Annotated in this window: 11 protein-coding genes and 1 pseudogene; 1 reads left to right on the top strand and 11 read right to left on the bottom strand. The window is 33.0% G+C overall.

Annotation, left to right across the window (positions count from 1 at the left end):
• Positions 1-2: 2 nt before the first annotated feature.
• From N4A40_04760 to purR, 9 genes and pseudogenes are all read right to left on the bottom strand, one after another.
• Positions 3-1607, bottom strand: a complete 1605-nt coding sequence (locus N4A40_04760) for a polysaccharide biosynthesis protein (protein ID MCT4661152.1) — start codon at positions 1605-1607, stop codon at positions 3-5.
• 101 nt (positions 1608-1708) lie between these two features.
• Positions 1709-2335 carry a peptidylprolyl isomerase gene (locus N4A40_04755; GenBank protein MCT4661151.1) on the bottom strand — a complete coding sequence of 209 codons (627 nt, stop codon included), beginning with the start codon at positions 2333-2335 and terminating at the stop codon, positions 1709-1711.
• Positions 2336-2347: 12 nt separating this feature from the next.
• Positions 2348-2818 (bottom strand): annotated as a pseudogene (locus N4A40_04750) (SurA N-terminal domain-containing protein).
• Between the two features lie 44 nt (positions 2819-2862).
• Positions 2863-6375, bottom strand: a complete 3513-nt coding sequence (mfd, locus tag N4A40_04745) for a transcription-repair coupling factor (GenBank protein ID MCT4661150.1) — start codon at positions 6373-6375, stop codon at positions 2863-2865.
• 77 nt (positions 6376-6452) lie between these two features.
• Positions 6453-7010, bottom strand: coding sequence for an aminoacyl-tRNA hydrolase (gene pth / locus N4A40_04740; protein ID MCT4661149.1), 558 nt, complete (start codon positions 7008-7010; stop codon positions 6453-6455).
• A 49-nt stretch (positions 7011-7059) separates the two neighbouring features.
• Positions 7060-8010, bottom strand: a complete 951-nt coding sequence (locus tag N4A40_04735; protein ID MCT4661148.1) for a ribose-phosphate pyrophosphokinase — start codon at positions 8008-8010, stop codon at positions 7060-7062.
• Positions 8011-8109: 99 nt separating this feature from the next.
• Positions 8110-9477 (bottom strand): bifunctional UDP-N-acetylglucosamine diphosphorylase/glucosamine-1-phosphate N-acetyltransferase GlmU, encoded by a 1368-nt coding sequence (gene glmU / locus N4A40_04730; GenBank protein MCT4661147.1) that lies wholly within the window; start codon positions 9475-9477, stop codon positions 8110-8112.
• Positions 9478-9613: 136 nt separating this feature from the next.
• Positions 9614-9916 (bottom strand): septation regulator SpoVG, encoded by a 303-nt coding sequence (gene spoVG / locus N4A40_04725; protein MCT4661146.1) that lies wholly within the window; start codon positions 9914-9916, stop codon positions 9614-9616.
• Positions 9917-10142: 226 nt separating this feature from the next.
• Entirely contained in the window at positions 10143-10958 is an 816-nt protein-coding gene (gene purR / locus N4A40_04720) for a pur operon repressor (GenBank protein ID MCT4661145.1), read from the bottom strand.
• 179 nt (positions 10959-11137) lie between these two features.
• On the opposite strand from purR, the gene murC reads away from it, so the two are divergent.
• Positions 11138-12505 carry a UDP-N-acetylmuramate--L-alanine ligase gene (murC, locus tag N4A40_04715; protein ID MCT4661144.1) on the top strand — a complete coding sequence of 456 codons (1368 nt, stop codon included), beginning with the start codon at positions 11138-11140 and terminating at the stop codon, positions 12503-12505.
• A 92-nt stretch (positions 12506-12597) separates the two neighbouring features.
• Here the strand turns inward: murC and N4A40_04710 are convergent, their stop codons facing one another.
• Together N4A40_04710 and N4A40_04705 are read right to left on the bottom strand one after the other, a co-directional pair.
• Positions 12598-13599 carry an LCP family protein gene (locus N4A40_04710; GenBank protein MCT4661143.1) on the bottom strand — a complete coding sequence of 334 codons (1002 nt, stop codon included), beginning with the start codon at positions 13597-13599 and terminating at the stop codon, positions 12598-12600.
• A 179-nt stretch (positions 13600-13778) separates the two neighbouring features.
• Positions 13779-14774 (bottom strand): LCP family protein, encoded by a 996-nt coding sequence (locus N4A40_04705; protein ID MCT4661142.1) that lies wholly within the window; start codon positions 14772-14774, stop codon positions 13779-13781.
• Between the last annotated feature and the right edge of the window lie 32 nt (positions 14775-14806).

Here is a 14806-nt window from a genome sequence, read left to right as displayed (position 1 = left end):
CTCTAAATCAATCTCATTTTTTTAAAGCATTTAACTATCTTTCCGCCAGCCGGGATGCTCTTAAGTTCATCTTCTGTTATTGCTTTTAGACTAACTACAAATACCGCATAAACAATAACAGCAAGTAAAATGGCTATTATAGTAGCTATTTTATGACTAATAATATAGCTAAATCCATTGTAAGCCACCCAAGCTGTCAAAGCCATCATAATAGTTGCTACAAATGGTTTTATAAAAACCTGCTTTATGTCAAAATTCACACCAAGATATTTTTTTACAGCCATGTAATCAAGTACCGCTGCAACTATATAAAACGCCGTAGTACTTATAACCGCACCATAAATGTTAAGTGCAGGTATTCCTATAAGCACGTATGAAAGTATCAATTTCACGCCCCCACCAATTAGTAGATTAATAACAGGGACACTTGTTTTTCCGATTCCTTGTAAGATTGCTGTAAGCGCCTGTATTATAGTTAGAAATATAACACTAAATGAAAGACATGCTAATATAGACCCTATGCTCGATTGACTGGCCTCTGATAGTTTATAATACAATAATTGTATTATAGGTGTCGATAAAACAAATAAACCAAATGCAGCTGGCAAACCAATCATTACTATGGTTCTAACTCCACCATTTACTATTTCTTTCATTCTATCTCTATCTTTTAGTGCGAATGCTTCAGATACAGCTGGCACAAGGCTCATGCCTAAACTTATCGCTAACACTTGTGGAAAATTTATAAATGTCTGGGCAAATCCAGACAATTGTCCCCACATAGAATTAGCCTCTACTTCAGTATATCCAATTTGCTGCAATCTAGTCATTACAAGCTTGACATCAATAAGATTCATCATTGGAACTATTATTGCTCCAAAAGCAATCGGTAGCGCAATAACTATTATTCGCTTTATAAGTGAGCTCGTTGTTTCATTCGTTTCAAAATGCTGCAAAGCAATTTCACATTGTAGATCTTTCTTTTTAATTAAATAAATCAAGAAAACAACTAAAAATGCTGCAACCGCACCTGCTGATGCTCCAAATGTAGCTCCACCCGCTGCCTTATCAAGCCCTTCTGATATGAGCATATATGCTAGTGAATATCCCACTATCACTCTGATTAATTGTTCAAAAATCTGTGACAACGCTGTGGGTACCATATTCTGATGTCCTTGAAAATAACCTCGAAACGCCGAAGTCATAGGTGCAAATAAAAGCGCTGGTATCATAGCCATCAACGCATAATATGCATTAGGATTGCCAAGTGCTACTGAAATTTTTCCACCAAATATCGTTACAATTCCACTCGCTATTATTCCAAATATAATGAGACCAATCAAAGACAAATCAAAAACCTTTTTTGCCGATTTATAATCTCCCAAAGCTCTTTTTTCAGCTATGATTTTTGCAACAGCTACAGGAAGTCCAGCTGTAGATATTGCATATAGTGTATTGTAAACTGGATAAGAAGTTTGATAATACCCCATACCTTCGGTATTTAGCAAATTTCCCAATGGAATTCTATATATAGCTCCTAATATCTTAATTAAAATCCCCGCAACCCCTAATATGGCAGCGCCCTTTAAAAAACTTTTCTTTGTCATAAGGGGATAACTCCTCTCTTCTATCAATACTATGTTCTCTAATACAAATATTAGCTATAAAAAAGCCCTTCCTTTACGAAAGGGCTAAATTCAGAAAATTATTATTCAGCACTATTTTCTGATGTTTCATCAGCTTTTGTTTCATTTTCTGCATTTTCATCAGTTTTAGCTTCTTCTGATGCTTCAGTAGCTTCTGCCCCTTTAGACTCTTCAACTACATTTTCAAAAGATGCTAATTTTTCAACTTTAGCCGATTCCGACAACTCTTGCATTTTTTCAGAATACATTTTTTGAGTGTACAAATTCTTTACATCAGATTGGTTACTTTCAAAATCCATTTTTCTATCTGTAACTTTAATCAAATGATATCCAAACGAAGTAAGAACTGGCTCACTTACAACTCCTGTTTCAAGACCAAATGCTACATCTTCAAATTCTTTAACCATTTGTCCTTTTCCAAAATAGCCCAAGTCTCCACTTACATCTTTAGAAGGACCTTCTGATTCAGCTTTTGCAACCACATCAAACGCTTCTCCATCTGCAATTCTTTTTTGTATATCTGTAATCTTATCAAAAGCTTTCGCTTTAGAAGTCTCATCTAAATTTCCATTTTCATCTTTTTCTACATTTATCAAAATATGACTTGCACGAATCTTGTCAAAATAAGGTTTGTTCTCTTCATAGTATGCTTTTAATCCTTCATCGTCAACAACAACACTGCTTTCCAAGTATTGATTGATTATAAGTCTGTTTTTAATTAACTCTTTCATGTAATCTTCTGTTATTGCCATTTTTTCTAAATACTCTTTGTATTGTGACTCATCTTCAAAACTTGATTTGATTTTTTCAAGTTCTGAATTCATTGCTTCATCTTTAACTTCAATCTTAGCTTCTGCTGCTGCCTGAAGAAGTATTTCTTGTGTTACCATGTAATCTAGCGTTGCAGTTTTAAGCTCTTGCTCAAATGTTTTTCCCTTACCAGCATTCTCAGTCCACATCTCCGGAGTTATTTGCCCACTACTTTCTGCTCCTTTTTTCTGGAACTCAACATATGCATCAAATTCATTCTCTGTAATACTTTCTCCATCAACTACCGCTACAGCTGCCACATCATTAGTTTGCTCTGTCTTTTGAGAAGAACACCCCATAGTTCCAACACTAGCTAACATTGCTACAATCATAAGTCCTATAATTTTCTTTTTCAAAGTACCTCTCTCCTTTTTCTTTCTCCATGTCTAGTATTATATCGCAAACTCTACTCTATTAAAACAGACAATTTATTTACAATTTCTTCTACCCCAGCTAAAATTTCTTTCTGAGTTGAAGCTTTCAACCTAAATTTAAGTTTTGGTTCACTTGAAGCATCAAATGCAATTTTATTTCTATAACACATAACAAGCTCATTTACTACCTCTGATGTCAATGCTTCCCCACTCTTAAAATGTATTATTAAATACGGTTCCAATTGTTGCAATTTAACAATGCCCATTTTATTTGACATACCTTTTATTTTTGCTATTTTGAGAAGATTAGAAACAGCCCTTGGATACTCTCCAAATCTGTCTATCAATTCATCAAGCATATCTTCATATGATTCTTGATCAGATATCATTGCTATCTTCTTATAAGTTTCAACCCTTAATATTTCATCATCTATATACTTTTTCGGTATATATGCATCCACATTGAAATCCACTTCTGTTTCAATATCATCTCTCACATCTATACCTTGTAACTTTTTAACAGCTTCTTCTAAATATTTCACATACAGTTCATAACCTATAGACTCCATATGCCCTGATTGCTGTGAACCCAACAAGTTCCCTGCACCTCTTAATTCCAAGTCCCTCATTGCAATTTTAAAGCCAGAACCAAATTCAGTAAACTCTTTTATAGCTTTAAGTCGTTTCTCTGCAATTTCTGTTAACGATTTATTTCTCTCATACATAAAATAGGCATAAGCTATTCTATTTGACCTTCCAACTCTACCTCTTAGCTGATAAAGCTGAGATAAACCCATTTTATCTGCATCATGTATAATCATAGTATTGGCGCGTGATACATCTAAGCCTGTTTCTATTATCGTAGTAGCTACTAGTACATCATACTCATAATTCATAAAGTCTATCATTACATTTTCAAGCTCACGTTCGCCCATTTGACCATGACCTATACCAACTCTAGCCTCTGGAACAATTTCTTGAATTTTTTTCGCTATCTCATCTATACCTTGAACCCTATTGTATACATAGAAAACCTGCCCATCTCTGTCTATCTCTTTAAGTATAGAATCTCTTATTACATTTTCATTAAATTCCAGAACGTAAGATTGGACCGGAATTCTCTCTTCTGGTGGCTCTTCTATAACACTCATATCTCTAACTCCTATCATCGACATATGAAGTGTTCTAGGTATTGGAGTTGCAGTTAGTGTTAGTACATCAATATTGGCTTTAAATTGCTTAATCTTTTCTTTGTGTTTTACACCAAATCTTTGTTCTTCATCTATTATAAGCAGCCCTAAATCCTTAAACTTTAGCTCATCAGATAAAATTCTATGTGTTCCAACAACTATATCAACCTCTCCATTCTTTACGCCATTCATAATCTCTCGTTGTTGCCCCTTTGTTCTAAATCTACTTAACATCTGAACTTTTACTGGGTAATCTCTAAATCTTTCTGATATCGTATTGTAATGCTGCTGTGCCAATATTGTCGTTGGCACTAATATAGCCACTTGTTTACTGTCTATTGCAGCTTTGAACGCGGCTCTTAGTGCGACTTCTGTCTTTCCATAACCAACGTCACCACAGAGCAATCTATCCATAACTTTTTGATTTTCCATATCTCCTTTTATTTCTTCTATACATCTCAACTGGTCATCAGTTTCTTCATAAGGAAATAAATCTTCAAACTCTTTTTGCCAATTTGTATCTGATGAAAATTGATATCCACGAGCAGCTTTTCTTTTAGCGTATAATTCAATTAATTCATCCGCCATATCTTCAATAGCTTTTTTAGCACGAGTTTTAGTCTTTTGCCACTCTGTGCTATTTAATCTATTTACTCTTGGTTTTAAACTATCTCCACCAATATATTTCTGAATCAAATCCATCTGATCAACTGGTACAAATAACTTATCTTCACCCGAATACTGTATTTCCATATAATCCTTTATTATACCCTGTATATCGAGTTTTTCAATTCCCATATATCTACCAATACCATGGGATTCATGTACCACAAAATCCCCAACTTTCAAATCAGTAAATGTATCTATTTTTTTTCTGTTCTTATCCCTTGATTTTCTCTTTTTCTTTGTTTTATGAATTCCATAAATTTCACGATCACTCACTAATACAAATTTAATCTCAGGATACTCTACACCTCTCTCTATACCTATAGGAACAATAACTATTTCGCTACTTTGTATCGATTCACTTATTTCATTTACACGTCTATGTGCAACTTTATTTTCATTTAAAAGCTCATCTATCCTCTCGGCTTTTTGTACATTACCTGCTGCAATAATGACTTTGTAACCTCGTATTTGCCATTTTTTCAAATCATTTATGAGCAAGTCCATTTTGTGATTATAAAATACAATTTCTTTAGAAACTATAGTGTGTATCTTTTGGGGTCTAAATAAATCGTCTGATTTGGATAACATTGACATTGTAATAATAGAATATATTTGTAAACCCTCTATGAATTTCTTGTAAGTTTTAAAAATTTTCGTATGAGATTTCATAATTTCGCCTTGCTGATACCACTCTGTAAACTTCTGAGAATAAGACTCTCTTTTATCCTCATACCTTTGTTTAACTCTAGATGATTCATCTAATATCACCATTGAATTTTCAATTATATATGAAAATGCTGATTCTAAATAATTTCCAATATACGGCAACAGTATGTCTGGATTTGGCAATGCAATATTTTGTTCCAATCGTTCAATTATATTCATGAATTTCTTATTTATTCGTTCTTTATACAGCTCATCATCTAATTCTGCATTTATTTTTTCTAAATCTCTTCTCACTTTTTGAGCTATTTTTAATTTTTCTTCTGGATATAAAATTATTTCACCAGCTTGTATAATTTTTGCTTTACTAACATTTTGAAGTGTTCTCTGGTCTCTTGAATCAAAAAATCTTAAAGAGTCAACTTCAGTATCAAATAATTCTATTCGAAGAGGATCATCATATTGAGGTGAATAGACATCAACAATTCCACCTCGAATGCTATATTGTCCACATTGTTCAACCCGTTCGACTCTCTCGTAGTGCAATAAATTCAAATGATTAGTAAAGCTTTTTAAATCTATTTCACTCCCAATCTCTACATCGTAAATCGATTCCTCGAATCTTCTTTTTTTAAGAACTGGCATCATCAAGCTATCTATAGATGCTATGTATATTTTATTTTCTCCTTCAATTAAATCATTTAAAAATTTAACTCTGTCATATACTATTTCTCTACTAGTTGCAACTATATCATAATATATGAGCTCTTTATATCTCAGTTCACTTGAGCCTTCTTTTTTCAAATCATTTAATCTAGTTCTAAGAGCTCTAGCTTTTGCAGTATCATAAGTAATTATAAAAACGGGTTTATCTTGATGTTTCTTTAATGCATAGAGAATATGAGCTATGTTCTCATCTTGAATCCCGTACAATGCGATAGGTGAAGCTTTTTTATCTATATCTTCCAATAGCTCTTTATATACTTTCATGTTTTTTAATTGATCTATCAACAAATCTCTCATTTTCTGCCTCCGTTTCTCAAATTCTCATGATTTTTATCGACGAAAAAATAGCCTAGACCCGAAGCCTAGGCTATAATTTACTTTCGATTACAATTATTCATCGCAGTTTGAACATCTTTTGTTACTATCATTTCAACCGCTCCTGCTGTCAATTCTATCATATCATCTACTAATTTTCTATCTTCTTTAGAAAACTCTCCCATAACATGATGAATTATATCTCCAGCTTGCTTACCAATTCCAATTCTAATTCTTGGAAATTGATCTTCTCTAAGTTGATATATGATAGACCTCATCCCATTATGCGTGCCGGCACTTCCAGAAGGTCTAATTCTAAGTTTGCCTACGTCTAAATCTAAATCATCATATATAACAATTATATTTTCTATTGGCACTTTATAATAATTCTTAAGTTCGCGCAATGATTCTCCACTTGCATTCATAAAAGTTTGAGGTTTTACAAGTAAAACTTTTTCACCATTAATTCTATGCTCTCCAATCAACGCTTTATGCTTTAATGTTTTAACTGACACACCCCACTTGTCAGATAAATAGTCTATAGCGTTAAAACCAACATTATGTCTAGTCCACTCGTATTTTTTACCGGGATTTCCTAATCCTACTACTAAATACACATTCTCACTCCCAAATTTCTAAACTTTAAAACTCCATCGCAATATATTTTTAATCAAAAAGAGTACTTACTGATTTATTCCCATGTATTCTAGTGATAGCTTCTGCTAATAGCGGTGCTACAGAAACTATTTCTAGTTTGTCTATCTTTTTTTCTTCTGGCAATTTTATTGAGTCTGTAACTATCAATTTTTTGATAACAGAATTTTCTAATCGCTCTATGGCTGGTCCAGAAAGTACTGGATGAGTACAGCAAGCAAATACTTCTTTAGCTCCTAGATCTTTGAGTGCTGCTGCTGCCTTTGTCATAGATCCAGCAGTATCAATTATATCATCTACTATTATCGCATCCTTACCTTCTATATCTCCAATTACATTCATAACTTCTGATACATTCGCCTTAGGACGTCTTTTTTCTATGATAGCAATAGGTAAGTCTAATATAGCTCCAAAATTTCTCGCACGTCTTACTCCACCGATATCAGGCGATACAACTACTGCATTTTCCAAATTATAATTTTCCTTTATATGTCTCGCTAATATTGGTGTTGCTTTCATATGATCTACAGGGATATTAAAATAGCCTTGTAACTGTGATGCATGTAAATCCATACAAATAACACGGTCTGCTCCAGCTGTAGTTATAATATCAGCAACTAATTTAGACGTAATTGGATCTCTTGCCTTTGTTTTTCTGTCCTGTCTAGCATAACCATAATAAGGAATTACAGCATTTATTCTACCTGCTGACGCTCTTTTAAATGCATCAATTAGTATAAGCAACTCCATTAAATTATCGTTTACTGGTTCGCATGTTGGTTGAACAATATAAGTATCTGCCCCTCTAACAGTTTCAAAAATATCAACAGCAATCTCTCCATCACTAAATTTTGAAACACTTGCCTTCCCTACTTCTACACCTAACTCTTTACAAATTTTTTCTGCTAATTCTACATTTGCGTTGGCAGTAAATACTTTCAAAGTACTACTTTCTGAATACATGTGAACGCCTCCTAAAATATTTTATCTCATGGAATGTGTCGTAAAACAACGTCACTTACTACCTTGCACCATCTGGGGTGTGCAAAATAGTATCCCATTTTACTTTACCCAGTTTTTCTTATTTACCTGTCTTGCCCTAGCTATAGCTAAATCTCTTTCTTCAACCTTGTTTGTAATTGTTGAACCCGCTGCAACGTATCCATAGCTTTCAACTTCAACAGGTGCTACCAAATTAGAATTACTACCTATGAAGACATGATCTCCTAATTTGGTTTTATGTTTATTTTTGCCATCATAGTTGCAGAAAATCACCCCGCAACCAATATTGCATGATTCTCCAATTTCACCATCTCCAACATAAGCAAGATGTGGAACTTTGCTACCATCTTTTATAGTCGTATTTTTAACTTCGACAAAATCTCCAATTTTAATATTAGATGCAACCTTACTATTAGGTCTTAAATATGCAAATGGACCTATACTGTTATCATTTTCAACAGTACTAGAAAGTATAGTTGTTGATTGGATATCATTTCTATCACCAATAACAGAATCTACTATTTTAGTCTGACTTCCAATTATACAATCATCACCTATAGTCGTAGTCCCCTGCAAAATAACATTCGGATAAATAGTTGTATCCTGTCCTATTTTGACATCTTTATCTATATAAGCCGTTCTCGCATCTATAAATTCAACTCCATTTAGCATGTGCTGCTCATTAATTCTACGTCTCATAATCTGTTGAACCTGTTCTAATTGGACACGAGTATTTACGCCCAAAATTTCTTCAGCATTTCCTAAAATATATCCTTCAACTCTCTGATCTAATTCAAAGGCCAATCTAACTATATCCGTTAGATACATTTCATTTTGAGCATTATCCATACTAAGCATAGATAGTGTTTGCTTCAAAAGCTGTCCTCTAACAACAAAAATTCCTGAATTTATTTCTCTAATTTCTCTTTGTTCCAAACTAGCATCTTTCTGCTCAACGATCCCTTTAACTATACCTCTTTCATTTCTGACTATTCTTCCATATCCAAATGGCTTTTCTAAAAGTGTAGTCATAACCGTCAAATCATTTTTTTTCTCAGTATGAAATTTTAGTATTCCCTCTATTGACTCTTGACTCAATAAAGGAGTATCTCCGCACAATATCAATACTTGATCCTTGTCATCTATTTCATCTATTGCTTGCTTAACCGCAAATCCCGTTCCATATGGATATTGATCTCCAACTGGCTGTTCTTTAGCTATTACATCTTTATATTCAGCCTTAACCATATCTTCTATAGTTTCTCTACTATGTCCCAAAATCAAAAGATTCTTTTCAACTCCTGATTTATTAACTACATCTAATATGTGAAATAACATTGGCTTTCCACACACCTCATGCATAACTTTTGGCAGCTTCGATTTCATTCTAGTTCCTTCACCAGCTGCAAGTATAACAGATTTTATCATTCTCGGCGCCTCCAATGATCCTTTTTTTAAATTCCTTATGCATTATATCACATTTCTAGTTAAAATAAAAAGAATTATAGCCTACAAAATACAAAAAACTGAAAGGCATAATTCCTTCCAGTTTCTGGCTTTATCTCTATTCTGCTTCTATTGCTTCTTCATTAACTTCTTCCGAATCAGAATTTTCAAGTTCTTTGTGATACTCTTCAAATACAATATCTTGTATTCTAGCTCTCATTTCAGAATTAATTGGATGAGCTATGTCTCTAAACTCTCCATCTGCCATTCTTCGACTTGGCATCGCAATAAAAAGACCATTCTGTCCTTCTATGATTTTTATATCATGGACAACGAACTCTTCATCGAATGTAACAGAAACTATAGCTTTCATCTTGCCCTCGTTATTGATTTTACGAACTCTTACATCTGTGACCTTCATATAACTCACCACCTTTCTGTCTCGCAATGCTGCTTCCTCACTTAATTAATTCTTCACAAAATTCAAAAATCCTTCTTTTTTTTTACAAAAAATTAATCTTTTTTATATCTTTTGAACTCAAAAGACTCCTTTCCTGTAAATTTTATACATCCAACTCTAATTTACCCAGTAAAAAATGATTCAAACAAATTACGTGTAATAAAATTACAAAAAAACAAGGGCTTAATTACCCTTGTACAATTTCTTTTCCAGCTTTTATATATATTTCTCCATTATGATTATCTATTTTCTCAAGAGTCAAAAGTGAGTAGTAAGAATCAACCAATTTTATTTCTGGTTCCGCAGTTGACATGAGCACACATATACCTTCAACCTCTGATTTAAATTCCTTCATCATCTCTACAATTCCCTTAGCCGTACCTCCAGCTTTCATGAAGTCATCTACCACCAATACTCTTGCACCTTCTTTCATAGCCTTCCTTGAAAGAGACATCGTTTGAATATTGCCAGAGCTGCCACTTACATAATTTATATTAACAGTTGCCCCCTCAGTAATCTTTATATTCCTTCTTATTATAACAAGTGGTACATTTAACAATCTTGCTGTTTCAAATGCAAGGGGTATCCCCTTAGTTTCAACAGTTACAACATAATCTAGATCTGCTGTTCTATATTGATTTGCGAAAATTTTAGCTATTCTAGCTACTAATATAGGATTATAAAGCATATCTACCATGTATATAAAATTTCCAGCAAGTATTCGCTCTTTACTATTGAGCATTTCTGCAATCAACTGAACTACATCTTCTTCTTCTTCTTCATTTACACTTGGTATGTACCTTACACCACCAGCAGCACCTGGCAACGTTTGTATTTCACCTAAATCCAATAAGCCCACTGTTTCCTTTACAATGACTATATCTTCGCTAATTGACGTTTTTGCAGCTTCAAATTTCTCTGTAAAATAATTATAACTAAAAACTTTATTAGGATGCGTAGTTAAAATATTCATAATAGCACCTATTCTTTGATTTCTTTTCATCGTCACACTCCCATTTTACGAATGTTTTTTACTATTAATATTATTTTATTCGTAAAATGATATAATATCAAGTCTTATTTTCGGATATTTTCACCATTTATACTTTTTAATTTCCATTTACTATATGCTATAATTATGTTATTATCAATTAATTTTCAATATTTGGAGGAGGGGTTTGTTTGAATCTCAACACATTAAAAAAAATACATTTTATAGGTATAGGTGGAATCAGCATGAGTGCTCTAGCTCTTATAATGAGAGATAAGAACTGCATCATTTCTGGTTCTGATAGATCTCATTCTGAAACTACCGATTGGTTAGAATCCAAAGGTATAGAAATATATTATGGACACGATGATTCCAACATCGATGAACCAGGTTTAGTTGTATATACTTCTGCTATTGGTGACGACAATCCTGAATTTGTTGCCGCAAAACGAGACAATTTACCATTAATGTCTCGTTCCGAATTTCTAGGTCTTCTCATGAAATCTTATGACAAATCATTGACCGTAGCAGGTACTCATGGAAAAACCACTACTACAGGTATGGTTGCTACTATTTTAGAACATTTAAATACAGACAGCACTATTTTAATAGGTGGTTTCTTAAAAAATATAAATGGAAATTTAAAAATAGGTAGCGGAAATTGGATACTAACCGAAGCATGTGAATATAAAGAAAACTTTTTAGACTTTTCGCCAACACATAGTATTATTTTAAATGTAGACGAAGATCACCTAGACTATTTTTCAGGCATAGATCACATAAAATCTACTTTCAAAAATTATGCTGCATTACATCCTAAAGAAGGTGCTCTCATATTAAATTCTGATGATGTCAATTCTGCAGAATTAATATCAAACAATCCTAATTGTATAACCTTTGGAATAAATTCAAATGCAGATTTCCAAGCATTTGATATAAATCATAACGATTTTGGATATCCAAATTTCAAATTTTCATATAATAACAAAGTATATAACGTTCAACTTAAAGTTTTCGGCACTCATAATATTTTAAATGCTTTAGCCGCAATAGCTCTTTGTTACAGTCTTGAATTACCTATAAATAAGATTGTTGAAGGTATAGAACATTTTACTGGTACTCATAGGCGTTTTGAACAACTAGGTTTATGCAATGGTGCTCTAATAATAGATGATTATGCTCATCATCCGACAGAGTTAAAATCTACACTTGATAGTTTGGCTTCTTTTAAGCACCAAAATATACTAGCAGTTTTCCAGCCACATACCTATACTAGAACTTTATCATTGATAGATGATTTCGCAAATATATTAGCTAAATTTAATAATCTAATAATAACTGATATATATGCCGCTAGAGAAGTTAATGACGGACGAGTATCTAGCAAAGATTTGGTGGATAAAATTAAAGCACTTTCACCAGATTCTAAAATAATGCAAATGTCATCTTTTGATGAAATTTCATCATATGCCAAATCTTATCTCAAACCAAACGACGTTTTTATAACAATCGGAGCTGGCGATGTGAATAAAATTGCAAATAATTTAGTTAAACAATAAAAAACAAAATGTATCTCATAACGAAAAAGTGCTAGTGCATTGGTAAACTAATAACCAATACATTAGCACTTTTTATAATAAATTATATTAAGCTACTTTACATCATACAATTTCTTTACAAGTTTTTCTATTTCTGATTCACTTGCTTCAAAGTAAGACAGTCTCTCACCGCTATATGTCATCATTTTCGCATCACCAGGTAAAGTTCCCATCGTTATCTTATCAGAAGTAATTCCCAATAAATTTTCCTGATAAAAAAGTATCTCACTCATACCTGCATTTGTCTTAACATAAGGAAGTGCAGTTCTAACTACCGATGAAAACTTTAGAGATAAAGCTTGCTGAATAGCTGATTTTACAAAAGCTTGCTGTGCTCTAACTCTTCCTAAGTCTCCATTTGGATATCCACCAAGAAATACTCCATCTCTATCAGGATCCATATTACCATGCCTATATCTCAAAAATCCTACTGCATCATTCCCTTTTAGTACTTGTGTACCTTTTTGAATATTAATGTGCAATGGCGGGTTATCTGTTGGATCATCATACAACATTCTAACTGGTACATTTACCTTTACACCACCTATAGCATCAACTATGGCTCTAACACCAGAATATTTTATACTCGCATAGTAATGGATAGGAACTCCTAGTATATTTTCTACAGCGTCCTCGACACCTTCTTCTCGCCTTCGTCCATAAGCTGCATTTATCTTTCTCTGACCAGCACTCTCATGACCTGCTTCGTAATAGTATGTATCTCTTGGAATAGAAATTACATCTAATTTGCTCGTTTCCGGGTCAAAACTTATAAACATAATCACATCTGAACGGTTCTCCGTTTCAATCCCCATAAAAACTGCATTTACTCTCTCACTATTTTCTATAGCTTTTTCTAAAGGTGTTTTTTCTGGAACAACTTCTTCCACCTTTTCAACTTCAATAACCTCTTCTATAGGCTTTTCTTCCACTTTTACAATTGCTTTTTTCTCAGGTGCAAAAAATTTGTACGCACCAACCCCTGCCCCAATTGCAATCAAAAACACAACTAAAGCTACTAAAAATACTTTCAAAAACTCCTTCAAACTAATCACCGACCTCTAATTTCTTTAAACACATAGGGTATTATATCATAGTATTTATTTCATAAAGGTTAAAATTCAGTTACAAATATTAACTTGTAATTCATTTATTTTTTAGCTTACTGTACTTTTCTATAATCCCATAAAGAAACTTTTCTACTAATTCTAAATTTATTTACCCTTCAAATAGCTTATATTGATTCTATCCCGTATAGATTATTTATAAATGTCTCTACCTCGTCTTCGTCTATACTAAAATATGACAATTCCCATCCACCATACGTTCGTTTTTCTGCTATTCCTGGTAACGTACTGAAATGTATATTCTCTATATCTAACTTTATCAAATCATCATTGTAATACAATACTTCTGCCATCCCAGCATTCGTTTTTACATATGATAATGCCGTTTTAGCTACTGATAGAAAATTATTCCCTAACACTTTCTTTATAGTTGATTTTATGAAAGACTGCTGTGCCCTAACTCTACCCAAGTCACCATCTCTGTAACCTCCTAGAAACACTCCATTCCTATTCGGATCCATGTTGCCATGTCTGTATCTCAAAAAACCAATTGCATCATTTCCATCTAATACTTGCTTTCCTTTTTTAATATTTATGTGTAGAGGCGGATTATCTGTAGGATCATCATAAAGCATTCTAACTGGTACATCTACCTCAACCCCACCTACTGCATCAACTATAGCTTTAACTCCAGAATATTTCGCACTTATATAGTAATGAACCGGAACACCTAATATATCTTCTACCGCCATTTTAACCCCTTCTTCTCTATTTCTTCCATAGGCTGCATTTATTTTTCTCTGATCTGATTTTTCATATCCCTTTTCATAATAATATGAATCTCTTGGAATTGACATTATATCCAAACTAGAATTATCTGGATCAAAACTTACAAACATAATCACATCTGAACGATTTTCAGTCTCTATTCCCATAAAAACCGCATTTATCCTTTCACTGTTTTCTATAGCTTCTTCCAAAGGTGTTTTTTCTACAACAACTTTCTCTAAATGTTTCTCTTTAGTTTCTTCTACAACCTTATACTCTTCTTTTGAAATTATTTTTTCCTCAGATTCAAAAAATTTATGCGCGCTGACCCCGGTTACAATTACAATCAAAAATATAACTAAGGCTACTAAAAATATTTTTAAAAATTCTTTCAAACTAAATCACCGACCTCTTTTTCTAAATACAA

It is taken from the genome of Tissierellales bacterium (assembly GCA_025210965.1).
In the GTDB taxonomy this organism is placed as follows: Bacteria; Bacillota; Clostridia; order Tissierellales; family JAOAQY01; genus JAOAQY01.
Note: the sequence above shows the minus strand (reverse complement) of the source record. Positions and strands in the feature narration are given on the sequence as shown.